Source organism: Micromonospora sp. WMMD1120 (assembly GCF_029626235.1).
Taxonomy (GTDB): domain Bacteria; phylum Actinomycetota; class Actinomycetes; order Mycobacteriales; family Micromonosporaceae; genus Micromonospora.
The window spans coordinates 5,265,614-5,289,464 of record NZ_JARUBO010000005.1 but is presented as its reverse complement, the minus strand read 5'-3'; the positions used below and the strand labels follow the sequence as shown (position 1 = coordinate 5,289,464).

The window sequence follows — 23,851 nt, the reverse complement described above, 5'->3', positions numbered from 1 at the left end:
CGGCGGCGAGACAGCGGCGGCACCGGCGTCGGCGGCACCGGCGGCGGCGAGGTGGCGTCGGCGGCGGCGAGGTGGCGTCGGCGGCGGCGAGGCGGCGTCGGCGGCACCGGCGGCGAGGCGGCGTCGGCGGCACCGGCGGCACCGGCGGCGTTAGCCTCCCGGCGTCGGCGGCACGAACCAGGTGGGGGTCAGTTGTCGCGTTCGCGGGAGACGGTACGGACCAGCCGCTCGGCCACCTCGCGCAGCGGGATGTCCAGCGACGACGCGGCGGTTCGCAACACGTCAAGGGCCTCGGCCGGGGGGCACCCGCGCTGGGTCATGATCACGCCGACGGCCTGGTCCACCACTCCGTCGCTGAGGAGGGAGGCGTCCCGTTCGCCGGCGAGGGTGAGTTGTCGCCCACGGTCGCGGACGGCGGCCAGCAGCAGGCCGGCGTGCTCGGCGAGCAACATCGCCGTCAGTTGGTGTTGCGGCGTCAGCACGTCCGGCGCGGCGGCGTAGAGGTTGATCGCCCCGATCACCTGGTCGTCGATGTCCACGGGCGCCGAGATCGCCCCGCGTACGCCGAGGTCGCGGGCTCGGGCGGCCCACGCCGGCCACCGGGGTTCGCCGGTCAGGTCGGCGGCGAGGATCATCTCGCGCCGTCGGATCGCGCTCATGGCTGGCGAGTCGGGCCCGTGCCGGAGGTCGTCCAGCCCGGCGAGCCGTTCGTCGGAGGCGGCGACGCCGGCCGGCTCACCGGCGCGCAGGGCGGTGAAGCCGCACCAGCGGACGCCGGCCACCGCGTCCCGGGTGACCCGGACCAGTGCCAGCAGCGCCTCGTCGAAGTCGGTCAGATTGATCAGGCCGGCGGTCAGCTCCCGTAACAGGGCTGCGGTCTCCAGGACCCCGAGGGTCGGCACCACCGGTTCCCGCGTGTCGAGGTTCACCGGCTCGCGGCCTCCGTGCGGTGTCGCGGGCGACCGGCGGGTGTCGTCAACTCTGCCATCGTCTGCTCTCTCCGACTGAACGGACCAGCCCCGACTGAACGGACCAGCCCTGGACCGGACGGACCAGCCCTGGACCGGACGACCCAGCCCTGGACCGGACGGACCGGCCCTGGACCGGACGACCCAGCCCCGAACTGGACGGACCAGCCCCGAACTGGAAAATCCAGCGCTGATACCTGGACGGACCAGCCCTACTACCCCGGCAAACCCGGGTCGAAACGGCCCAAACCGGGGGCCCCGCCGCAGCGTACGGCAGGGCCCCCGGGGTTCTCCGTCAGCGCGAGGTGCCGCTGAGCCGCCGCCCGATCGAGGCGATCAGCCGGTCGAGCTCGGACCCGAACGGGTTGTCGTGCACCAGGTACGTCCAGGTGGCGGTGGGCCGGACGAGGGTGCTGTCGTCGGGCTGCCAGTCCTCGTCGAACTCGGTCTCGTTGAACGTGGCGATGGTGCGCGCCTCGATCTCCGGGACCAGGTCGTTGAACGCAGGCACCGCGGCGCGGTGGAACTCGTCCAGCGGGTCGAGCCGGCCCAGGGCGCGCAGGTGTACGCCCTCGCGGACCTCGGACAGCTCGGCCAGGTGGTCGGCCCAGAGCCGGTCCAGGTGGTAGAGCGCGATCGACCGGGCGGCCCGGGCGAGCAGGTCCTCGTCCATCTCGCCGGCCTTCTCGGGCTCCTTCTCCAGCAGCATCACCGCTGCCACGTCGCTGGTCAGCAGCCGTTCCCGCCGGGCGGCGAGGGCCTTGCGCTGCTGCTCGATGACCACGCTGTAGCGCCAGGTGTTGCGGTGGATCTCGTGGTTGACGCCCTCGGCGACCCGCTGGGCGTGCTCGACCGCGTAGTCCACCTGGTCGTCGGTCACCAGGCCGTCGGCGTTCATCCGCGGCGACGCCGGCACGGAGTCGGAGGCGTGCTTGACGACCAGGTCGTCCTCCAGGCTGACGAAGAAGACCGAGCCACCCGGGTCGCCCTGCCGGCCGGCGCGACCACGCAGCTGGTCGTCGACCCGGCGGCTGTCGTGCCGGCCGCTGCCGATCACATAGAGCCCGCCCAGCTCGGCGACCCGCTCCCGGTCGCTCTGGTCGCTGCCGCCGAGCCGGATGTCGACACCCCGGCCGGCCATCTGGGTGGAGACGGTCACCGCGCCGTACGCGCCGGCCTCGGCGATGATCGCCGCCTCCTCGTCGTCGTTCTTGGCGTTCAGCACGACGCAGGGCACCCCGGCGGCGTTCAGCCCGGCGGCCAGCCCCTCGGACTCCTTGACGTCCAGGGTGCCGACGAGCACCGGCCGCCCCTTGGCGTGCGCGCGCTGGATCTCGTCGACGAGCGCCTCGTCCTTCTCGGCCCGGGTGGCGTAGATGCGGTCCGGCTCGTCCTCGCGGATGCACGGGGTGTTCGGCGGGATCACCGCGACCTCGAGGCTGAAGAACTCCCGTAGCTGGTCGCCGACGTGCACCGCGGTGGCGGTCATCCCGCACACCTTCGGGTAGAGCGCGATGTACGCCTGCATGGCGATGGTGCCCAGCACCTCGCCCTCGGCGGTGGCGTCCAGCCCCTCCTTGGCCTCGACGGCGGCCTGGAGACCGTCCGGCCAGCGGCGGCGCTGGGCCACCCGGCCGCGCATCTCGTCGACCAGCTCGACGGTGCCGTCCCGGACGATGTAGTCCACGTCACGGTGCAGCAGGGCGTGCGCGTGCAGCGCCACGTTGACCGCGGAGAGCTGCGCGACGTGCTCCTCGTCGTACAGGTCGATGCCGAGCTTGGCCTCGATGGCGGCCAGGCCGGCGGAGGTGAAAGCGACGCTGCGGCCGTCCTCCGCGACCGTGTAGTGCTTGTTCTTGCGCAGGCCACGCACCAGCGCGGCGGCGGCGTGCACCGGGTCCTGCTCGCCCGGCACCGCGCCGGCCAGGACCATCGGCACCCGCGCCTCGTCGATCATGATCGAGTCGGCCTCGTCGACGATGGCGGTGGACAGCGGCTGCTGCACCCGGTCCGCCACGTCGGTCACCAGCTGGTCGCGCAGGTAGTCGAAGCCGGCCTCGCTGACCGAGACGTACGTGACGTCGCAGGCGTACGCCTCGCGCCGCTCCTGCGGGGTGGACGCCTCGTTGACCCAGCCGACGGTGAGCCCGAGCAGGGTGTAGACCGGCTCCATCCACTGGGCGTCGCGGCGGGCCAGGTAGTCGTTGATGGTGAGCACGTGCACCGGCCCGTTGCCGAGCCGCACGTGCCCGTACGCGGCGATCGTGGCGGTCAGGGTCTTGCCCTCACCGGTGGCCATCTCGGCGACCTTGCCGGAGAGCAGCGACATCGCGCCGAGCAGCTGCACGTCGTACGGCCGCTGGTCGAGGCCCCGGCGGGCGGCCTCGCGGCCGACGGCGCAGATCTCCTCGTAGCCGGTGGCGGCGCCGGCGGCCTCGGTCAGCTCGGCGTCGTCGAGCGCGGCGAGTTTCTCCTCGCGCGCCTCGATCGCCGGCAGCAGCTTCTCCAGCGGAGCGAGATCCACGGTCGAGCCGGGGCGCTGGAGGAACCGCCGGAACTTGCTCTTGAACCGTTGCGACACACCCATGAGCGGCAACGGTACGCGATTCCGGCCGCCGTTTGCGGCCCGGCCGCCCGGCAAGTTCGCCCCGACACGACGGCGGCCCGCCCGCAGGCCGGACGACGGTCAGCCGACCAGCAGTTGGTGGCTGGCGAGTTCCCGGTAGAGCGGGTCGGCGTCGGTCAGTTCGGCGTGGGTGCCCACCGCCACCACCCGGCCGCCGTCGAGGACGACGATCTGGTCGGCGTCGACCACCGTGGCGAGCCGGTGCGCCACGATCAACAACGTGCGGCGCACGGCCACCGCGTCGATGGCGCGGCGCAGCGCCGCCTCGTTGCGGGAGTCCAGGTTGCTCGTGGGTTCGTCGAGCAGCAGCACCGGCGGGCCGGCGAGCAGCGCCCGCGCGATGGCCAGCCGCTGCCGCTCACCCCCGGAGAGCAGGACGCCACCCTCCCCCACCTGGACGTCCAGCCCGGCGGCGGTGCGGTTCGCGAGGTGACCCAGGTTGACCTCGTCGAGGACGTCGCGCAGCCGCTCGTCGCTGGCGTCCGGGGTGGTGATCAACAGGTTCTCCCGCAGCGTGCCGGCGAGCACGGGGGCCTCCTGCTCGACGTAGCCGAGCCGGGCCCGCAGCGCGTCGCGGGGCAGGTCGCGCACGTCGACGCCGTCCAGTCGGATCGTGCCGGCGCCGACCTCGTAGAAGCGCTCGACCAGGGCCAGCAGCGTCGACTTGCCGGCGCCGGAGGGGCCGACCAGGGCGGTGCGGGTGCCGGCCGGCACGGTGAAGCTGACCTCGTGCAGCACCGGCTCGCCGCCCGGGTAGCCGAAGCCCACCCGGTCGAATTCGATCATGGGAGTCGGGCCGCGCGGGGTCGCCGTCGCGACCGCCGGCGCCGGCGGGTGGTCCGTCGCGCCCTCGGCGGGTACGGCGAGGATCTCCTCGATCCGCTGCAACGCCCCCAGACCGGACTGCAACTGGGTGTACGCGCGCAGCACCTGACCGAGCGGCAGCGCCAGCAGGAACAGGTACATGACGAACGCGACGAGGTCGCCGACGGAGATCGCCCCGGCGGCCACCCGCGCCCCGCCGATGCCCAGCACCAGCAGGAACGCGCCCTGCACGGTGACCGAGCCGATCGGGCCGATGAACGCCTGCACCCGGGCCACCCGCAGCCCCGCCGCGTACGCTTCCCGCGCGCTGCCGGCGACGGTGGCCGTCTCCCGGGCCTCGGCACGGCTGGCCCGGATGGTCCGGGCCGCCGAGATGGCCCGCTCCACCGCCGAGGTCATCTCGCCGATCCGCTCCTGGGCGGCGCGGGCCAGCGCCCTGACCCGGCGGGCGAAGGTGGTGGCGAAGCCCAGCCCCAGCGCCACCCCGAGCAGGGTGACGCCGAACAGCGGCGGGTCGAGCAGCACCATGGCGGTGGCGGCGCCGACCACCGTCACCGCCCCGGTGACCGTCTCGAACAGCCCGGAGGTCACCACCGCGCGCAGCAGCGTGGTGTCCGAGCCGACCCGGGACAGCAGGTCACCGGTGCGGCGGCTGTCGTACTCGGCGATGGGTAGCCGCAGCAGGTGCCCGGCGAGCCGACGGCGGGTGCCCAGCACCAGCCCTTCCGCGGTGCGTTGCAACAGGTAGTCGCGCAGCCCGCCGATCGCCGCGGCGAGCACCACCAGGGCCACCAGCGCCGCGACCAGCCGGGCCACCGACTGTTCGGCGCCGATCCGGTCGAGCACGGTGCGGGTGAGCAGCGGCTGCGCCAGCGACGCCGCCGCGCCGACCAGCGACAACGCGCCCACCACGACCAGGGTGCCGCGGTGCTCGCGCAGGTACGGCAGCAGCGCGGACAGGCCGACCGGTCGACCCTCGGCAGTGCCGGGAGCCGACCGGTCCGTCGGGGTGCTCATGCCGGGAACGGTAGCCGGCCCGCGCACCCGGCGAGGCCGGTCAGCAGCTGAGAACCACCTGCAACTCCTGGCGGCGGCGCTCGGCCAGGTCGGTGAGCACCGTGGGCGCCTTGTCGAACGGCACCACCGCCGTGACGAGGTGCTCGCGGAGCACGTCCCCGTACGTGCGGAGCAGGTCGATCGTCTCGGCGGAGAGCCGCTCACGGTCCCAGGTGGGGGCGAGACCGCGCGGCACCCGGCCGATCTGCGCGCAGCGCAGCGACAGCCCGTTGTGGTGGAACTCCTCACCGAGCCGGACCGCGTCCGCGCCGCCCTGGTAGAAGGCGAGGTCGATGACGGTCCCCTGGGGCCGCAGCAGACGCAGGGCGAGGTGCAGCGCCCACGCCTGCCCCCGGCACTGGAACACCACGTCGGCGCCCCGGTCCCCGGCGGTGTGCGCCCAGCGGGTCTTGAGCACGACCGCAGGGTCGTCCGCGTCCGGGTCGAGGGTTTCCAGGCCGAGCGCCTCGGCGACCTGTCGGCGGTGCGGGGTGGGGTCGAGCACCACCACCGACGCGGCGCCGTGACGTCGGGCGAACAGGGCCGTGAGCAGGGCCACCACACCGGCGCCGACAACGGCGACGCGGCGTCCGCGGACCCCGTCACCGAGGGTACGGACGTCGGCGCCGTGCAGGTCGGCGGCGGCGTGCAGCAGGCCGTTGGCGCAGATCGGGCCCATGTGCGCGGCGTAGATGCCGAGCAGCGGGTCGAGGTCGTCGGGCAGCGCCACGAACCGCTCGGCGACCGGGTCGGCCCGCCAGCCGGTGCGGTGCCCGTAGGTCATCGCGCCGATCGTGCCCACCGCGACCGCCGGGGTGTCGCTCTGCACCACCCGGCCGACCTGCATGTAGCCGAGCTTGCCCACCGGGTACGGGGTGCTCACCGCGCCCGGCTGGAACAGCCCGAGATCGTTGTTCCAGGTGACGTTCAGGTAGGGGTTGGTGCCCTTGACGTAGCTCAGCTCGGTGCCGGCGGAGACGCCGCTGAACAGCGTCTCCACCCGGAACGTGCCGGGCCTCGGCGGCGCGGCGTCCTGCTCGACCAGCTCGACCCGGCCGGGGCCGGTGACCACCACGACCCGGTCACGCATCGACAGTCACCCCCGTGCGGAGCACCGTCGGCGCGGTGGTGGCGAGTCGCACCGTCGTGCCGGTGCGCGCCGAGTCGGCCACCGCGAGGGCCAGCCGCTGGGTCGCGAGGGCCTCGGCGTACGGGACGCGGACGTCGTCGCCGACGCCCCGGACGGCGTCGACGAACGCGCGGTCCACCGCCACCCGGGCAGCGTCCGGGTCGGCGGGAACGTGCCGTTCGCCGTCGGTGTCGCGGATCGTCAGCCCCTCCTCGGTGATCGCGAGCGCCAGCCCGTCGGCGAGGATCTCCAGGCCGGCACGGTGCTTCCAGCCGAGCACGCAGGCCGCGCCGAGGGTGCCGACCGCGCCGTCGGCGAAGCGCAGCACGGCGGTGGTCACCGAGTCGATGTCCGCGCCGTCGACCGGCGGCGGGGTGCCGTCGCCGTACGCGGTCACCTCGGTCACCTCACCGGCCAGAACGCGGATCAGGTCGAGCACGTGGGCGGCCTGCTCGACGACCGGGCCGCCGGAGCGGTCCCGCCGCGACCACCAGGGCACCGGGGGCACCTTGTCCAGCCAGGCGCCGCTGACCATCCGCACCGGACGGTCGGCGAGCAGGGCGCGGGCCTCGTCGAGCACCCGCGAGTAACGCCAGTGGTGGCCGACCGCGGTGCGCAGCCCGCGCCGGGCGACCAGGTCGGCGATCCGCTCCGCGGTCGCCAGGTCCACCGCGACGGGTTTCTCCACGAACATCGGCACCCCGGCGTCGATCACCGCCTCCTCGGTGGGGCCGTGCGCGAAGGGTGGCACACAGACGTAGACCGCGTCCGGTCCGGCGGCCAGCAGCGCGGCGACGTCGGCGTACGCCTGCCCGCCGTGCTCGGCGACCATCGCGGCCGCCGCCTCCGGCACGACGTCGGTGACCCCGACCAGTTCCACGTCGTCGAAACCGGTCAACACCCGCGCGTGTCGCTGTGCCACCCCACCGGCTCCGACGAGCCCCACCCGGCATTTCCGCATCCGACACCCCTTCGAAGACTTTTCATGTGCGCTGGGGGGCAGTCCCCTGAGGTGTGCGCAATCAAACGTTCATGCCCCGGGAACGCATTGTCGTCACCTCTGTGATCAAGCTGTTGCCGAGAATGCGGTTAGCGCGTGACCGTGGATGGGAAAAACCCATCCCGGATTTTCCACGCACGAACGGAGGAGTGCCCGTGCGGGATATGACATCGAGCGTGTCACCGGTGGTGGAGGCGTGGGCCACGTACCGGACGACGGCGGCGGCGGACTGGCCGACCCGTCGGCTGATGCGGGCCAAGGGGGACACCCGGGTCAGCGTGGTGCTGCCCGCGCGCAACGAGGAGGCCACCGTCGGCGCGATCGTGTCGACGATCCGGGAGCACCTGATGGACCGGGTCGCCCTGGTCGACGAGCTGATCGTGGTGGATTCCCGGTCGACCGACCGGACGGCGCAGGTGGCCCGGGCCGCCGGCGCCGAGGTGGTCAGCCAGGACGCGATGACCCGGGGGCTCCCCCAGCTCACCGGCAAGGGTGACGCACTCTGGGCGGGCCTGGCCGCGGCCGAGGGCGACGTGGTGGCGTTCATCGACGCCGACCTGCGGGAGTTCCGGCCGCACTTCGTGAGCGGCCTGCTCGGGCCGCTGCTGACCGACCCCTCCGTCGACTTCGTGAAGGGCTTCTACCACCGGCCCCTGGTGGGCGCCGCCACCGTGGAGCAGGACGGCGGGGGCCGGGTGACCGAGTTGATGGCCCGACCGCTGCTCAACCTCTTCTGGCCCGAGCTGGCCGGCTTCGTGCAGCCGCTGGCCGGCGAGTACGCGGGCCGCCGCGACGTGCTGGCCCGGGTGCCGTTCGTCTCCGGGTACGGGGTGGAGACGGCCATGATGATCGACCTGCTCGACCTGGTCGGCTTGGACGCGCTGGCGCAGGTCGACCTCGGTGAGCGCAAGCACCGGCACCAGGACACCGCGGCCCTCGGCCGGATGTCCGCGCAGATCATGCTGACCGCCTGGTCACGGTTGCAGCGGCGCGGCTGGGCCACTCCCGGCACGGTGCCGGAGGCGTTGCTGACCCAGTTCCGGCGTGGCGGCTCCGACACGTTGCCCAACCTCGACCGCGAGATCGTGGTCAGCGACGTTTCCATCGAGGAGCGCCCACCCCTGGCCGAGCTGCGCCACCGGGTGCCCCGCCGCCGGGTGGCCGCCGCGTGAGCGCGAGGAGTGAGCCGATCCTGCGAGCCCCGCAGTCGCGAACCGGAAGTGCCGTGAGCGCGAGGAAGGGACGGGGCCGATGAGCCTCACCGTGCTGATGAACGCCGGTCCGTGGCTGTCCGTCCCCCCACCGGGGTACGGCGGCATCGAGAACGTGATCGCCACGCTGGTGCCGGAGCTGCGTCGACTGGGCGTACGGGTGGTGCTCGCCTCGGTCGAGAGCAGCACCCTGCCGGTGGACGAGCGGGTGTCGGTCTTCGCCGACGGGCAGTTCGCCGCGTTGCAGCGGCCGTACAACCAGGTCTGCGGGATCGCCCAGGCGCACCTGGCCGGCGTGGTCCGCGAGCTGCGCTCCCGCGACGACATCGACCTGGTGCACGACCACGTCGAGGCGGTCGGGCTGGCCACCCTCACCGCGATGGGACCGTCCGGGCCGCCGACCCTGCACACCCTGCACTGGGACCTCGCCAAGCATCCGGCCCTCTACGGCGACCTGGACGGTGGCGACCGGGTCCGGGTCAACGGCGTCTCCGCGTCGCAGCTGGCCCGCGCCCCGTTGGCGTTGCGGGAACACTCGGTCGGCCACGTCCACCTGTCCACCCCGCTCGCCGTCGACGCCGACCGCCGGCCCCGAACGGAGAAGGGCGAGCACGTGCTCATCCTCGGTCGGATCAACCCCGGGAAGGGGCAGGACGTGGGCGCGCGGCTCGCGCGTCGCGTCGGGTTCCCGCTGGTGCTGGCCGGCCCGGTCGGGCCGTACCATCGTCCGGCCGACCTCGCGGCGGCCGGTGACGAGGCCCGGCAGAACCCGGACGTGCGCTTCTTCCTCGACGAGGTGGCGCCGCACGTCGACGGTGATCTGGTCCGCTGGGTCGGCACCGTGGCCGGCCAGGAGCGCGACGACCTGCTCGCCAGCGCCCGCGCGTCGCTGTTCCCGCTGCGCTGGGAGGAGCCCGGCGGGACGGCGGTGGTCGAGTCGCTGGCCCTGGGCACGCCGGTGGTCGCCACCGCCCGGGGTTGCCTTCCGGAGCTGATCGAACACGGCCGGACCGGGCTGCTCACCGCCGACGAGGAGGAGTTGGGCGACCTGGTTCTCGCCGCCGATCCGCTCGACCCGGACGAGTGCCGGCGGGTGGCCGCGGAGCGCTTCACCCCCGCGGTGATGGCCGAGCGCTACGTCGAGCTGTACGAGCGGGTCCGGCACCTGGCCAGCACGCCGCGGCTGCTGCCGGCCTGAGCGCCCAGACTGCTGCGGGCCTGCGCCGCGGCGGCGGTTTGTCGGCTTCGGCAACGGGTAGGCGGCAACGCTCATGCCCGCCGCGCAACGAGGAGCCGGTGATGGTCGGACCGATGGCGCACTCCCGGGCCCGGCCCAACCCGGCCGACGGCAGGCCGCCGGTCCGTCGGGCGGCGGCGACGGTGGGGGTGGTGTTCCTGCTCGTCGGTGTGCTCGGTTTCGTACCGGGGATCACCAGCGGGTTCGGCTCGCTGCGCGTCGCCGGCCACGACTCGGGCGCGTACCTGTTCGGTGTCTTCCAGGTGTCGGTGCTGCACAACCTGGTGCACCTCGCGTTCGGGGTGGCGGGGCTGGCGTTGGCCCGCACTGTCACCGGCGCCCGGACGTTCCTGGTCGGCGGCGGCGCCGTCTACCTGGTGCTCTGGCTGTACGGGCTGGCGGTGGACCACGACACCGGCGCGAACGTGCTGCCGGTCAACGACGCCGACAACTGGCTGCACCTGGGCCTCGGGCTCGGCATGATCGCGTTGGGGCTGCTGGCCGGCCGCCCCCGCCGCTGACCGGGCGGGCGGGCGGCCCCGCCGGCGACCGGGTGACGGCCCGACACGTGACGTGACCTGCGTCGCCTTGCCGATGATGCGGTTTCGCCGGGTGGGGCCCTGGGTAGTTGGCGGGTCCCGACCCAGCGGCGAGGTGAGGCGGCGATGTCGAGCGGGATCACCTGCGAGGTGCGCACCACGGCACCGGTGGCGGTCGTCCGTCTCGCCGGCGCGCTGCACCTGGGCACCATGCGCTCGGTGCACACGGCGCTCAACGACGCGCTCGTCGACCAGCCGGAGGCGCTGGTGGTGGACCTGGCCGGGGTCAGTGTGGAGGATCGGCTGGCGCTGTCCGTGTTCGCCGCGACGGCGCGGCGGGCCGAGGAGTGGCCGGCGGTGCCGGTGCTGCTGTGCTCCCCGTCGCCGGTCGCGCAACGCTGGCTGGCGGAGTCGACCACCTGCCGGGTGGTCCCGGTGTCCGCGGACTGCGCGGAGGCGACCCGGCTGGCCGGGGCGATGTCGACGCTGCGGATGCGGGCCCGGCTGGAGCCGGTGGCCGGGGCCTGCCGGCGCGCCCGCGAGCTGGTCACCGACGCGTGCGCGCGGTGGAACCTGCCCGAGGCGTCGGGACCGGCCGCCCTGGTGCTCAGCGAACTGGTCGGCAACGTGGTGCGGCACGCCGGCACCCCGATGCAGGTCACCGTCACGCTGCGCCGGCCGTACCTGCACCTCGCCGTGGTGGACGGCAGCAGCGCCGAGGCCCGGGAGAGCGGCAGGGGCCTGCACGCCGAGGGTGGGCGTGGGTTGCTGCTGGTCCGCGAGTTGGCCCAACGGTGGGGCAGCGTTCCCGCCGGCCGGGGCAAGGCGGTCTGGGCGATGCTGCCGGCAACCTGATCGTTCGAGGCGATCACTCCCGGTACCAGCGATCTGCCCGAAATTACCGCTCTCGCCTGGTTACATGGTGCGAGGGTCGGGTAGGCACGCCCGTCCCTTTGCCGTCACGACGGGGTGAGCAGCCATGCCCAAGCGGGTAACCACGGAACCCGGTCGCGATCGAGGTCCGGCGATCCTGGCACCGGCCCGCTTCGGGGGCTTCCCGGGAGCGGTACGCACACCGGTCCCCGGGAACTCGCTGATCAAGTTCCTCGCCACGACCGACCACAAGCAGATCGGCCTGCTGTACCTGCTGACGTCCTTCGGGTTCTTCCTGCTGGCCGGCCTGGAGGCGATGCTGATCCGGGGCGAGTTGGCCCGCCCGGGGCTGCAGTTCCTCTCCTCCGAGCAGTACAACCAGCTCTTCACCTCGCACGGCGCGGTGATGCTGCTGTTGTTCGCCACGCCGGCGGCGTTCGGGTTCGCCAACTTCATCGTTCCGATCCAGATCGGCGCGCCGGACGTGTCGTTCCCCCGCCTCAACGCGCTCGCCTACTGGCTGTACCTGTTCGGCGGGCTCATGGTGGTCGGCGGGTTCCTCGTCCCGGGCGGGTCCGCGGACTTCGGCTGGACCGCCTACAACCCGCTGAGCAGCGTCGAGCACTCCCCCGGTGTGGGCGCGAACCTGTGGATCGTCGGCCTTGTCGTCTCCGGTCTCGGCACCATCCTCGGCGCGGTCAACCTGATCACCACGATCCTCACCCTGCGCGCGCCCGGGATGACCATGTTCCGGATGCCGATCTTCACCTGGAACATGCTGTTCACCAGCGTGCTGGTGATCCTGGTCTTTCCGCTGCTGGCCGCCGCGCTGCTGGCGCTCTCGGCCGACCGGTTGCTCAACGCGCACGTCTACGACCCGGCCACCGGCGGTCCGATGCTCTGGCAGCACCTGTTCTGGTTCTTCGGCCACCCCGAGGTCTACATCATCGCGTTGCCCTTCTTCGGCATCATCACCGAGATCATCCCGGTGTTCGCCCGTAAGCCGATCTTCGGCTACACCGGTCTGGTGCTGGCCACCATCGCCATCACCGTGCTGTCCATGACGGTCTGGGCGCACCACATGTTCGCCACCGGCCAGGTGCTGCTGCCGTTCTTCAGCATCCTCAGCTACCTGATCGCGGTGCCGACCGGGGTGAAGTTCTTCAACTGGATCGGCACCATGTGGAAGGGGCAACTCACCTTCGAGACGCCGATGCTGTTCGCCATCGGCTTCCTGGTCACCTTCCTGCTCGGTGGCCTCACCGGCGTACTGCTGGCCAGCCCGCCGGTCGACTTCCACACCCACGACACCTACTTCGTGGTGGCGCACTTCCACTACGTGGTGTTCGGCACCGTGGTCTTCGCCCTCTTCGGCGGCTACTACTTCTGGTGGCCCAAGATGACCGGGAGGCTGCTCGACGAACGGCTCGGCAAGGCGCACTTCTGGACCATGTTCATCGGCTTCCACGGGACGTTCCTGGTGCACCACTGGCTGGGCAGCGAGGGCATGCCCCGCCGGTACGCCGACTACCTGCCGACCGACGGGTTCACCACGCTGAACACGATCTCCACGATCTTCGCGTTCATCCTCGGCATGTCCACGCTCTTCTTCATCTACAACGCCTGGAAGTCCTGGCGCTACGGGGCGGTGGTGACGGTGGACGACCCGTGGGGCTTCGGCAACTCCCTCGAGTGGGCCACCAGCTGCCCGCCGCCGCTGCGCAACTTCGACCAGATGCCCCGTATCCGCTCCGAGCGGCCCGCCTTCGACCTGAAGTACGGCCCGCTCGTCGCCGACCTGGGCCGTGACCTGCCGCAGCGCACCACCAAGCCGCCGCAGCAGTTCGCCGACGAGCTGCGGATGGAGCACCACGTCCCGGAGTCGCCGTCCGCCGAGGGCGCGCACGGCGCGCGCGAGGCCACCGACTACCAGCCGGCGCCGCGCTCCGGCGCCCGACCGGTGGACGTGCCGGAGCCCGAGGGCGTCCGCCGGCCGAGCTTCGAGCAGAGCGACCCACCCGAGGACGCCGAGGACGCCCCGAAGCCGCACGAGCGTTGGCGGCACCCACACGGCGAGGGCGGCACCGAGGACCGCTGACCGACGTACCCCACGAAGGGCCGGCACCCGGTGGGCGCCGGCCCTTCGTGGGGTACGTCCGCGGCGGTGTCAGTCCCGGGCCGGAGCGAGACCGGCGGCGGTGAGCGAGCGGCGCACAGCGGGCTGGACCCGGGTCAGCCGCAGCGGCACCCCGGTGCGCTCCGCCGCGTCCCGACCGGCCATCAGCGCGGCGATCCCCCCGGCGTCGAAGCCGCCCGCGCCGACCAGGTCGACGACCACCTCGCTGGGCTGGCCGGTGACCGCCTCCAGCATGGCCCGGCGCAGTTGGTCCGCGCCGTCGCGGTCGATCTCGCCGCCGACCTCGACCACCACCGACTCGCCGTTCTGCTTGACCGAGATGCGGGTCTTGCCCGGGTCGGGCTCGGCGGCGCCGTTCTGCCAGGGCGGCGGCGCGTCGGCGAGCATCGCCTGACGCAGCCAGGTGAGCGCCCTCGACAGCAGCCGGGACACGTGCATCTGCGAGATGCCGAACCGGGCGGCGATCTCCGCCTGGGTCTGGTTGCCGTAGAAGCGCATCGCCAGGATGCGCCGCTCCCGCCAGGGCAGTCGGTGCAGCAGACCGCTCACCGTGACCCGGTCGTCGACCGACTCGAGCGCGTTGTCCGACTCGCCGACCAGGTCCCCGAACTCGGCGGAGCTCTCCCCACCCACCGGAGCGTTCAGCGAGGCCGGGCTGTAGCCGGCCGCCGACTCCAGCGCGGCGAGGATCTCCTCCTCCGGGGTCTCCAGCCGGGCCGACAGCTCGGCCACCGACGGGGCCCGGGACAGCTCGCTGGTCAGGGCGGCGGTGGCCTGCCCCACCTCGAGGATCAGGTCCCGCAACCGCCGGGGCACGTGCACGCCCCAGGTCCGGTCCCGGAAGTGGCGTTTGATCTCGCCGACGATCGTGATCGCGGCGTACGCGGTGAAGGAGCCCCGTTCCGGGTCATAGCGGTCGACCGCGTTGACCAGGCCCAACCGGGCCACCTGCTCCAGGTCCTCCAAGGGCTCGCCCCGCCCCCGGTAGCGGCGGGCCAGCCGTCCGGCGAACGGCAGTGCGAACCGCACCAGGTCGTCGCGGGCCTCCCCGCGCCGCTCCGGCGGCAGCCCTTCGATCCGGGCCGCGTACGCCAGCGCCGCCGCGTCGAGGTCCTCCAGGCCCCGATCGGTGGTTGGTGGTGTGCTCGTGCTCGTGCCGGTCTGTCCGAACATCCGCGCCTCCCTCAGGAAGGTCCCCCGCCCGGATCGGGAAACCGGTCGTGCGCGTGGTCGAGCCACGCACCGGGCCGGAAATGGGTCAGTGACTGGGATGCCAGCGGGCGACACCGCGGCTACGCGACGCATTCAGGCCGTCGCAGCCAGCGATGTTCCCGCTCCGTAGGTACTCAATCACGGGACCCCGGGTTCGCGAGGATGTTTCGGCGTCCTCCGTCTCAGGAGACCAACAACCCCTGGTGACCGCCGCTGTCGCGGAGCACCGCCAGTGCCTCGGCGGCCCCCAGCGGAGGCGGCACCGGAAGGTCGTACGGTTGGGCGCGCAGCACCTCGGTGGCCCGCCGCGTGGGCACCGAGGTGACCGGGTAGCCCCGCGCGGTGGTGCGGTCCAACGCCCGACGCCGCCGCCCGAACCCGGCCACGGCCAGCCACTGCGGCAGGCCGGCCAGCGCGGGCGAGCGCACGCCGGGCGGTTCGGGCAGAACGTCCACCGAGCTGAACGCCTCGCTGCCGGCCAGCCACCACTCGGCCTCGTCCACGCTGCGCCGGGTGGCGTTCTCACACCAGTACGGCACCAACCCCGCCCGCACCACCTGCCACGGATCGAGCAGCCGACCGCACTCCACCACCAACCGGTCACCGGTCTTGCCGGCACGGCGCAGCCACCGCCGGTACAGGTCGGCCACCGCCGCGCTGAGGGCCCCCGGCCGCGGTACCAGGATGCGGTGCAGGGGGTGGTTCCGCCGCACGGAGAACTCCCGCACCGCCACCTCGAAGCCGGCGTCGACGTCGTGCTCGGCGTAGCCGGACGGTACGGACACCTCCGGCGGCTCCCACCGGGTCGCGTCGCCGCCGGCCGAACGCAGCACCTGCCGCAGCGCGTGGCTGTCCCGGTGGAAGTCGACCGGGTCCAGCCCGCTGGCCGGGCAGCCGACCTGGAAGCTGTGCCCCGGCCCGCGCTCGAGCACCGGCCAGGTGCGCGCGTCGCGGATCAGCAGCACCGGCGCGCCCGGGAGCAGCCGGTCGCTGAGGAACCGCGCGTACGCGGCCGGTAGCGCCGTCCACGCGGCGGCCAGCGACACTGTCGCCCCGGTCAGCGGGCCCCGGCTGGCCGGGCAGTGGACCTGGCGCAGGTGCAGGTCGGCGTTGCCGGCGAGCAGCCGGTCGACGAGGGTGACGCCGTGCGCCAGGGCGTCCGCCGGGCGGTCCACCCCGCCGTCGGACCAGTGCGCTGTCATCTCGAAACCGGCCGGCAGCCACGGCACGCCGAGGGCCACCGCGAGGTGCGCGACCGCGCCGTGCGGCGAGCCGATCACCACGCCCGGGTAGCGCCGGCGGGGGTACTGGTCGACGAACCAGCGGGCCATCCGGGCGGCGTCCACCTCGTCGACCTGGGCCACGGTGAGGGCGACCCGGCCGGCGGCCCGGGTGACGGCGGCCCGGCGTACCGGCTCGGGGGCGCCGGGGAACCGCGACGCCGGCCCGGTGTGCCCGAGGTCGGCGCAGTCGGTGCCGCGCAGCGCCCGGGCGGTGGCGGCGACCAGCACCCGGGCAGCGCTGCCGGCGGCCACGACCCGGTCCCCGGCCAGCCCGGCGCCATCGGCCGTGAGCCCCTTGTGCACCTTGTGCACCGGCCCCACCTTGCCTCGTTCGCTCACCACGCGGCCCGGCTTCCCGTCCCGATGGGGTTCAAACGGGGCATCACCCGCCCGGCGGTACATTCGGCTGGTCAGCGGCGTGCGCCGGTCATCAACGGCGTTCGTTCGCGTGGGTTTCGGTGCGGCCAGGGCGGGCACTTGCGGGGCCATGGGCACCGACGAGACCAGCGAGCCAGCCGCCGCCACGATCACCCCGTACGAGGACGGACCGCTGCTGGTCCGTGGCGACTTCGCGCTCGTCACCCCGGACGGCGAACGGATCGACGCGCGCCGGGGCACCGTGGCGTTGTGCCGGTGCGGCAAGTCGGCGCTCAAGCCGTTCTGCGACGGCACCCACAAGGTGATCAACTTCCGCGCCGGCACCGCCCGCGAGGGCTGACCCGCGGTCGGGCAGCCACGCCCGCGCAAACCGCCCGACATCAGCCGCGACCGCACGGCGCCAGCACGACCGCACGGCGCCAGCACGAGCGCTGGCGGCAACGCGACCACCCGGCGACCGCCACCCGACCCGCTCCCTTTGCTCTGCACCCACCCGCGCGCCGGTCACGGAGCGTGCGTGGTGCGCATGCGGGTGCAGAGCAAAGGGAGCGGGCAGCGGCGTGCCAACCGGCTCAGACGAGCGCGGTCGGGGACGGCGGGGCCATCGAGGTCGGCGCGACGATCGGGACGGTCGGCGGCAGGGCAGGCGGGGCGGGCACGGCGGACGGGGCCGGCGGGGCAGACGGGGCCGGCGGGCCGGTTGGCCGCAGCGAACTGCGGCCGGCCGCCCAAGTGTCCAGCAGGTGCGTGGCGAACAGCCGGTCCAGCGCGAGGCCCGCCGCCGCGCCGAACAGCACGTCCGGGGCGAGGTCCGGTTCGACCCGGACCAGGCCGCCGCACATGTCGTGGGCGGCGATCTGCTCGTGCACCGCGTCGGCCTCCACGTGTTCGTCGTAGAAGCGGGTGGCCACAGGGTCGAAGCCGAGGCGGCGCAGCCCGCCGCCGTACCGGCGGTTGGGCAGCGAGGAGGTCATCTCGAATGCGGCGAGGTGCCCGAGCAGCGCCCCGCGCAGCCGCCGGTGCAGCCCGAACAGCGACATCAGGTTGTTCGTCGCCAGCGTCACCGCCGGCACCGCGTCGAGATAGGCGGCGTACCCGACATCCAGGCCCAACCGGTCGAGAGTGCGCCGGAACAGCTCGGCGTGCATCCGCTCCAGCCGGCCGTTGCCGTACTCGTCGGTCTGGATCTCCACCAGGGCGGCCTTCGCCGGTCCGCCGAGGCGGGGCAGCGCCCAGCTGTGCGGGTCCGCCTCGCGCAGGTGGTAGACCGAGCGGTGCACGGCGAACTCGCGGAACTGGGTGAGGTCGGCGTGCCGGTGCAGGGTGGCGGCCAGCGACGGCCCGTCGTCGGCCCGGACCAGCTCGACCAGCCCGGCCGCGACCCCGGCGGCGGGCACCGGCGGCGACCCGACCAGCCGGCGCAGCGCCGCCTCGAAGACCCGTTCACAGCGCGCGCGCAGGGCCAGCAGCGTCGGCTGCCACTCCCACGACTCGTCTACCCCCGACCAGCCCCGGTAGTGCAGCTCGTAGCAGACGAACAGGGTCGTCTGAAGGTCCTCGTCACCGATCGGGTCCGCCGGGTCGAGGTCGGCGCCCAGACCGGCCGGCAGGTCGTGCGGCGCCCGGCGCAGAGCCTCGATCACGGCCGCCGAGAGCGGACCACGCGCCCCGGGCAGGGTCGCGGGGCCGTAGCGGCGGTCAGCGGGCTCGGACATGGGACCTCCAGCGTCTGTCGGGCCGCTACTGATGCCCTGGCCCGGTGTGACTAAACGAGATCTTCCGAGGACACGGTGACCTCCACCTGCTCACGAACCCTGCGGGCCGGGGCGCCATCGGCGTACAGGCCCCGCAGGTCCGCGAACGCCGGCTCCGGCGGCGCCAGCGGCACCGTCGGGTCGACGACCGCTTCGAGGACGCAGGGGCGGTCCGCGGCCAGCGCCTCGTCCCACGCCGCGCCGACCAGTTCCGGACGGTCCACCCGCACCCCGTGCAGTCCGAGCAGCCGGGCCCATCCGGCGTACGGCACGTCGGGGCGGCGGTGGGTCGGATCGGACGACGGCTCCCGCCCACCGTCCATGCCGTTCTGGTCCCGGTTGTTGAGCACCAACACCACCAGCCGGGGATCCCGCCAGCGCTGCCAGAGGTGCGACACGGTGATCAGCTCGGCGAGGCCGTTGAGCTGCATCGCGCTGTCCCCGAGCAGGGCGAGCACCGGCTGGTCGGTGGCGGCCAGCTTGGCGGCGACGGCGTACGGCAGCGCGCACCCCACCGAACCGAGGGTTCCGCACAACTGCGCGTTCACCCCCGGTGGCAGGACGAGGTGCCGGGCGTACCAGTAGAGGACCGAGCCGACGTCGACGGAGACCGCGCCGGTGCCCGGCATCCGGGCGGACAGCTCCTGGAGGACGAGCTGCGGGTTGATCGGCCCCGCGGCGGCCGCGACCCGGTCGGCGGCGACCGCCCGCCAGCGGTCCACCGAGCTCTCCACCGTGGCGCGCCACCGCTGCTCGGGTCGGGAGCGCAGCCGGGCCAGCAACGCCCGCAGCGTCTCGGCGGCGTCGCCGACCAGTGGCACGTCGGCCGGGTAGCGGGTGCCGATCCGCCGCCCGTCGATGTCGATCTGCACCGTGCGGGCCTGCTCGGGCATCGGGAAGTAGTCGGTCCACGGGTCGTTGGTGCCGACCATGAGCAGCGTGTCGCAACCACCCATCAGCTCTGCCGCCGCCGGGGTGCCGACCTCGCCGAGCACGCCGGTGTGGAACGGCAGGCGCTCGTCGAGAACCGGCTTGCCCAGCAGCGAGGTGGCGACACCGGCGCCGAGCCGGTCGGCCACCTCGACGATCTCGGGCGCGGCGTCCCGGCCCCCCTGGCCCACCAGGATCGCGACCCGCTGGCCGCCGGTGAGCAGCTGCGCGGCGGCGTCGAGGTCGGCCTCGTGCGGCAGCACCCGGGCCAGCGGCTCGCCGGGAGTCGCCGTGATCACCCCGGCGGCGTACGACTGCGGCTCCCGCACCACCGCTTCCTGCAGATGCCGGGGCAGCACCACGCAGGTCGGGCTGCGGGTTGCCGCCGCCGTTCGGAATGCCTGGTCGAGCAGGGCCCCGACGTGCTCGGGGCTGCGGCCGTACCGGACGAACTGGTTGCACACGTCGCCGAACAGGCGACTCAACCCGATCTCCTGGTGCGCGCCGCCGAGCGGCCCGGAGATGTCCTCCCCGACGATCGCCACCACCGGTTTGCTGTCCAGTTTGGCGTCGTAGAGGCCGTTGAGCAGCTGCACGGCGCTGGGTCCCTGGGTGGCGAGGCAGACCCCGATGCCGCCGCTGAACTTGGCGTGCCCGGTGGCCATGAACGAGGCGGTCTCCTCGTGCCGGGCCGGAATGAACGCCGGCTCGCCACCGGTGCGGTCCAGCGCGTCGACGAGCGGGGCGATCGCCTCGCCCGGGTAGCCGAAGACGCGCGGCACCCGCCAGGCGAGCAGCCGTTCCACCACCACGTCGGCGACCGAACGCTCAGCCATTGCCCCGCCCCGGTGTGCTGGGATCGACGTAGCGCAGCACCGCGCCGACGCCGTCGGTCAGCTCGGGCGCCTCGTCGGGGCCCAGCACCGTCAGGTCCGCGTCGGTGCCGACCAGCGCCCGGACCAGCGCGGCGTCGGCGCGTACCCGCTGCGGGTCGGCCACCGACATGGCGGCCAACTGTTCAGGGTCGACGGCGATCTCGGTGGGCTCCGCGCCGATCCACAGCTCGCCGGTGGCTGACGGGTCGTCCACGATGAGCATCGTGTCGACCTGGTTGCGTTGCAGGGCCGAGACGACCGCGTCGAGACCACCGCCGACGTCCTCCTGGACGCCGAACCTGTCCAGCGCCGCGCTGATCCGCTGGTCGGCGATCTCCGCGATGGTCTGCACGGTGAGGTCGTCCAGCAGGGTCTGGTCGGCGCCGCCGGCCCGGGAGCCGGCGTCGGTGCGGACCACCAGGTCCTGCCACCGTTCCGGCATCTGGGCGGCGATCATCCCGGTGGCCCGGACGTCGCCGGCGACCACCACCACGTCCGCGCCGACCCGCTCGGCCAGCTCCACCGTCGCCGCGGTGACGTCACCGGCGTTCTGGTGCCACGCCTCCATGGCGGCCCGCTGGTAGCGGGACTGCGACCAGCCGCCCGGCTTGGCGCGCCGCAGCGGGAACTCGTCGCGGCCGGCGACGTGCGCCCGGCGGGGTACGCCACCGGCGCTGACCGCCATCGCGTCGGCCCCGGTCCGGTCGGCGAGCACGCGCACCCAGGCGACCTGTTCGCCGCGCTGGGCGAGCAGGGGCATCACGTGCGGCAGTGGCCCGTAACTGGCCAGGTCGCGTAGCGGCGGCGCGGACAGGTACTCGGAGAGCACCACCCGGCCGTGGCTGGCGAAGACCGCCAGGCCGTAGTCGCCGACCATCGGGTCGTGTCCACGGATCACCCGGTCCAGAGCGGCGATGCTCGGCTCGTCGGCCCCCTGTTCGAGGAGGCTGCGTTCCAGGGCCCGCCAGCGCAGGTCCAGCGCGGGATGGGCGTCCTCGGTGTCCGCGGAGGCGTCCAGGTACACCGAGCACCACGGCCCGGGACGGTCGTAGAGCGGGCGCAGGAAGGACAGCTGCATGCTCGACCCCTTTCCAGCTCGGCCCCCCGCTTACCCCTGTCGCCCGGGATGTCACCTCGCGGGCGTGAGCCCGTGACCAGGTTTCATTCACGTCGTTCAACCGAGGACGTCGATACGATCTGTGAACACAAGCGGACTCTCGGTGGTGGAGATGGACAGCGGACTTGATAGCCGGCGGATCGTGCACCCGACGGAGCGGATCGTCACCGGGCGGCTGATCCGCCTGCTCGACGGCTACACCCGGGAGGTGCGCATCGGGCAACCGGTGCTGGTGGCGGTGCTCGCCGCGGCGGCCGTCGCCAGCCTGCCCGCCCTGCTGCTGCGCTCGCTCTTCTCGTTCGGCGGCGGCGGCGCGCGCCGCCGCTGGAAGCAGCTGAAGCAGGGCCCGGAATACCTGGTCACACCGGTGCGCCTGCGCAACACCGCCGGTCAGCTCTGCGAGGTGGAGCTGCACGGCCACCTGCCGCAGAGCGCCCTGCACCCGGCCGACCAGGTGCAGCTCACACTGCGCCCGCAACGCGACCCGGAGCTGCCGCCACGGATCGAGCGGATCGTCAACCTCACCACCGGGCAGTTGCTGACCCCGCGTACCGCGACGCTCTGGTCGCACCTCGGGCCGCCGCTGCTGCTGCAGGCGTTCCTGGGCGCGCTGCTGCTGGCCGGCATCGCGGCCTGCTCCGCGCTGACCTGACGGCCCGCGCCGGCCGGAGCGCGCGTTCGGCGCCGACCTGACCGGTCAGCCAGCCCGACGTCGGCTCAGCCGACCGGGGCGACCTCGCGGGTCGGCCGCCGGTCGACGCCGAGCATTCCCCGACGGCGGGCCCAGCGCTCGAAGGCGAGGGTGGCGAACGGGGGCACCGCGCTGGCCAGGGCCACCGCCGTGGCCAGCAGGCTCCACCGGTGCAGCCGGGCCACCGCGAGCACCAGCAGGACGTACGCGACGAACAGCCCGCCGTGGATCGGCCCGAAGATCTTGACGCCCAGCTCGTTGTCGGTCGGACCGTACTTGACCAGCATGCCGACCAGCAGGGCCAGCCAGGAGCAGGCCTCGGCGATCGCCGCCGCGACGAACAACCGGGTCACCTTCTCGCGCATCCGTACGCCACCACCTCTCGGCCCGCCATGCTATCGGTGGGCGCTGGCTGGGCTAACGGGGCGGGCGGCTGGGTAGAGAAGGGGTCATCGAGTCTTCCCCTGCCCGCCGATCACGTGCGAGGTTAGGGGGACCAGCGGTGACAGGGCGGTGACGATGGGCGAGGACGTCGGCGTACGAACCTTCAGTCGAGAGGACCGGGCCCGCTATCGCGACAAGGTCCGCCGCTGCCTCGACGTTTTCGCCGAGATGCTGCGCGAGTCCCGGTTCGACGTCGGCCGGCCGTTGACCGGCGTGGAGATCGAGCTGAACCTCGTCGACGGGACGTCCAACCCGGCCATGCGCAACGCCGACGTGCTGGCGGCCATCTCCGACCCGAGCTTCCAGACCGAGCTGGGCCAGTTCAACGTCGAGATCAACGTGCCGCCGCGCCGGCTGGCCGGCACCGGCACCGCGGAGTTCGAGGAGTACGTGCGGGCCAGCCTGAACGCCGCCGAGCTGAAGGCCCGGACGATCGGCGCGCACATGGTGATGATCGGCATCCTGCCGACGCTGCGCCCGGAGCACCTGACCGCCGAGACGCTCTCGGCCAATCCCCGTTACAAGTTGCTCAACGAGCAGATCTTCGCCGCGCGCGGGGAGGACCTGCCGATCGCGATCAGCGGCGTGGAACGCCTGGCGGTCACCGCCGACACGATCACGCCGGAGGCGGCCTGCACCAGCACCCAGTTCCACCTCCAGGTGAGCCCGTCGCAGTTCGCCGACTACTGGAACGCCGCCCAGGCGGTCGCCGGCATCCAGGTCGCGGTCGGCGCGAACTCGCCGTTGTTCTTCGGCCGGGAGCTGTGGCGCGAAACCCGCATCCCGCTGTTCCAGCAGGCCACCGACACCCGGTCGGAGGAGATCAAGGCCCAGGGGGTACGCCCGCGGGTCTGGTTCGGCGAACGCTGGATCACCAGCGTGTTCGACCTGTTCGAGGAGAACGTGCGCTACTTCCCGGCGCTGCTGCCGGTCTGCGACCCGGAGGACCCGGCGCAGGCCCTGGCCGCCGGTGAGGTGCCGAACCTCGCCGAGCTGCGCCTGCACAACGGCACCGTCTACCGGTGGAACCGCCCGGTGTACGACGTGTCCCGGGGCCGACCGCACCTGCGGGTGGAGAACCGGGTGTTGCCCGCCGGTCCGACGGTGCTGGACACCGTGGCCAACGGCGCCTTCTACTTCGGGCTGGTCCGCGCCCTCGCCGAAGCGGACCGACCACTGTGGTCGCAGATGTCGTTCAGCGCCGCCGAGGAGAACTTCACCAGCTGCGCCCGGCACGGCATCGACGCGCAGGTGTTCTGGCCCGGTCTCGGCTACCTGCCCGTCACCGAGTTGGTGTTGCGCCGGTTGCTGCCGTTGGCACATCACGGGCTGGACCGCTGGGGGCTCGACCCGACAGAGCGCGACCGGCTGCTCGGCGTCATCGAGCAGCGCTGCCTGACCGGCCGCAACGGCGCGACCTGGCAGGTGGAGACGCTGCACCGACTGGAGTCCGCCGACCACCTGGATCGGCCGGAGGCGCTGCGTGAGGTGGTCCGGCACTACGTGGACCTGATGCACAGCAACCGGCCGGTGCACGAGTGGCCGATCCCGTAGGCCGTCCGTCCG

19 protein-coding genes are annotated in these 23,851 nt (G+C 73.3%); 8 read left to right on the top strand and 11 right to left on the bottom strand.

Annotated elements, in window-relative coordinates; genetic code table 11:
• Nucleotides 1-188 precede the first annotated feature (188 nt).
• The 5 genes from O7634_RS24270 to O7634_RS24250 all read right to left on the bottom strand — a co-directional run bounded on the left by O7634_RS24270 (nucleotide 189) and on the right by O7634_RS24250 (nucleotide 7,565).
• Entirely contained in the window at nucleotides 189-929 is a 741-nt protein-coding gene (locus tag O7634_RS24270) for a GAF and ANTAR domain-containing protein (RefSeq protein WP_278152435.1), read from the bottom strand.
• Nucleotides 930-1,263: 334 nt separating this feature from the next.
• Nucleotides 1,264-3,555 (bottom strand): accessory Sec system translocase SecA2, encoded by a 2,292-nt coding sequence (gene secA2, locus O7634_RS24265; RefSeq protein WP_278152434.1) that lies wholly within the window; start codon nucleotides 3,553-3,555, stop codon nucleotides 1,264-1,266.
• A gap of 99 nt (nucleotides 3,556-3,654) precedes the next feature.
• On the bottom strand, nucleotides 3,655-5,436 hold the full coding sequence (locus O7634_RS24260; RefSeq protein WP_278152433.1) for an ABC transporter ATP-binding protein: 1,782 nt from the start codon (nucleotides 5,434-5,436) through the stop codon (nucleotides 3,655-3,657).
• 40 nt (nucleotides 5,437-5,476) lie between these two features.
• Complete coding sequence (locus tag O7634_RS24255; protein WP_278152432.1) at nucleotides 5,477-6,565, bottom strand: zinc-binding dehydrogenase; 1,089 nt, start codon at nucleotides 6,563-6,565, stop codon at nucleotides 5,477-5,479.
• Nucleotides 6,558-7,565, bottom strand: coding sequence for a Gfo/Idh/MocA family oxidoreductase (locus tag O7634_RS24250; RefSeq protein WP_278152431.1), 1,008 nt, complete (start codon nucleotides 7,563-7,565; stop codon nucleotides 6,558-6,560). Before O7634_RS24250 ends, O7634_RS24255 begins: the two co-directional genes overlap by 8 nt.
• A 194-nt stretch (nucleotides 7,566-7,759) precedes the next feature.
• Between O7634_RS24250 and O7634_RS24245 the strand changes: the two genes are divergently transcribed.
• The 5 genes from O7634_RS24245 to ctaD all read left to right on the top strand — a co-directional run bounded on the left by O7634_RS24245 (nucleotide 7,760) and on the right by ctaD (nucleotide 13,562).
• Nucleotides 7,760-8,776 carry a glucosyl-3-phosphoglycerate synthase gene (locus O7634_RS24245; RefSeq protein WP_278152430.1) on the top strand — a complete coding sequence of 339 codons (1,017 nt, stop codon included), beginning with the start codon at nucleotides 7,760-7,762 and terminating at the stop codon, nucleotides 8,774-8,776.
• Between the two features lie 79 nt (nucleotides 8,777-8,855).
• On the top strand, nucleotides 8,856-10,013 hold the full coding sequence (locus O7634_RS24240; RefSeq protein ID WP_278152429.1) for a glycosyltransferase: 1,158 nt from the start codon (nucleotides 8,856-8,858) through the stop codon (nucleotides 10,011-10,013).
• Between the two features lie 113 nt (nucleotides 10,014-10,126).
• Nucleotides 10,127-10,573, top strand: coding sequence for a DUF4383 domain-containing protein (locus O7634_RS24235; RefSeq protein ID WP_278154061.1), 447 nt, complete (start codon nucleotides 10,127-10,129; stop codon nucleotides 10,571-10,573).
• 144 nt (nucleotides 10,574-10,717) lie between these two features.
• Complete coding sequence (locus O7634_RS24230) at nucleotides 10,718-11,446, top strand: ATP-binding protein (RefSeq protein WP_278152428.1); 729 nt, start codon at nucleotides 10,718-10,720, stop codon at nucleotides 11,444-11,446.
• A 124-nt stretch (nucleotides 11,447-11,570) separates the two neighbouring features.
• Entirely contained in the window at nucleotides 11,571-13,562 is a 1,992-nt protein-coding gene (gene ctaD / locus O7634_RS24225) for a cytochrome c oxidase subunit I (RefSeq protein WP_278152427.1), read from the top strand.
• A 69-nt stretch (nucleotides 13,563-13,631) separates the two neighbouring features.
• On the opposite strand, the gene O7634_RS24220 is transcribed toward ctaD, so the two are convergent.
• Both O7634_RS24220 and O7634_RS24215 read right to left on the bottom strand, forming a co-directional pair.
• Nucleotides 13,632-14,774, bottom strand: a complete 1,143-nt coding sequence (locus O7634_RS24220; protein WP_278152426.1) for a SigB/SigF/SigG family RNA polymerase sigma factor — start codon at nucleotides 14,772-14,774, stop codon at nucleotides 13,632-13,634.
• Between the two features lie 221 nt (nucleotides 14,775-14,995).
• A complete protein-coding gene (locus O7634_RS24215; protein WP_278152425.1) occupies nucleotides 14,996-16,408 on the bottom strand; it encodes a hypothetical protein in 1,413 nt (470 codons plus the stop codon).
• 175 nt (nucleotides 16,409-16,583) lie between these two features.
• Between O7634_RS24215 and O7634_RS24210 the strand changes: the two genes are divergently transcribed.
• A complete protein-coding gene (locus O7634_RS24210; RefSeq protein ID WP_278152424.1) occupies nucleotides 16,584-16,814 on the top strand; it encodes a CDGSH iron-sulfur domain-containing protein in 231 nt (76 codons plus the stop codon).
• Between the two features lie 232 nt (nucleotides 16,815-17,046).
• Here O7634_RS24210 and O7634_RS24205 read toward each other — a convergent pair whose 3' ends face one another.
• The 3 genes from O7634_RS24205 to O7634_RS24195 are packed head-to-tail and all read right to left on the bottom strand — an operon-like array spanning nucleotide 17,047 to nucleotide 21,111.
• Nucleotides 17,047-18,189 carry an iron-containing redox enzyme family protein gene (locus O7634_RS24205; RefSeq protein WP_278152423.1) on the bottom strand — a complete coding sequence of 381 codons (1,143 nt, stop codon included), beginning with the start codon at nucleotides 18,187-18,189 and terminating at the stop codon, nucleotides 17,047-17,049.
• A 50-nt stretch (nucleotides 18,190-18,239) separates the two neighbouring features.
• Nucleotides 18,240-19,994 (bottom strand): thiamine pyrophosphate-binding protein, encoded by a 1,755-nt coding sequence (locus O7634_RS24200; protein ID WP_278152422.1) that lies wholly within the window; start codon nucleotides 19,992-19,994, stop codon nucleotides 18,240-18,242.
• Nucleotides 19,987-21,111, bottom strand: coding sequence for a Vms1/Ankzf1 family peptidyl-tRNA hydrolase (locus O7634_RS24195; RefSeq protein WP_278152421.1), 1,125 nt, complete (start codon nucleotides 21,109-21,111; stop codon nucleotides 19,987-19,989). The genes O7634_RS24200 and O7634_RS24195 overlap by 8 nt, the downstream gene beginning before the upstream one ends.
• A gap of 142 nt (nucleotides 21,112-21,253) precedes the next feature.
• Between O7634_RS24195 and O7634_RS24190 the strand changes: the two genes are divergently transcribed.
• Complete coding sequence (locus tag O7634_RS24190; RefSeq protein WP_278154060.1) at nucleotides 21,254-21,802, top strand: hypothetical protein; 549 nt, start codon at nucleotides 21,254-21,256, stop codon at nucleotides 21,800-21,802.
• 65 nt (nucleotides 21,803-21,867) lie between these two features.
• On the opposite strand, the gene O7634_RS24185 is transcribed toward O7634_RS24190, so the two are convergent.
• Nucleotides 21,868-22,206: a DUF3817 domain-containing protein gene (locus O7634_RS24185; RefSeq protein ID WP_278152420.1), complete on the bottom strand. Its 339-nt coding sequence runs from the start codon at nucleotides 22,204-22,206 to the stop codon at nucleotides 21,868-21,870.
• 154 nt (nucleotides 22,207-22,360) lie between these two features.
• Between O7634_RS24185 and O7634_RS24180 the strand changes: the two genes are divergently transcribed.
• Nucleotides 22,361-23,839 carry a glutamate--cysteine ligase gene (locus O7634_RS24180; RefSeq protein WP_278152419.1) on the top strand — a complete coding sequence of 493 codons (1,479 nt, stop codon included), beginning with the start codon at nucleotides 22,361-22,363 and terminating at the stop codon, nucleotides 23,837-23,839.
• Nucleotides 23,840-23,851: the final 12 nt, after the last annotated feature.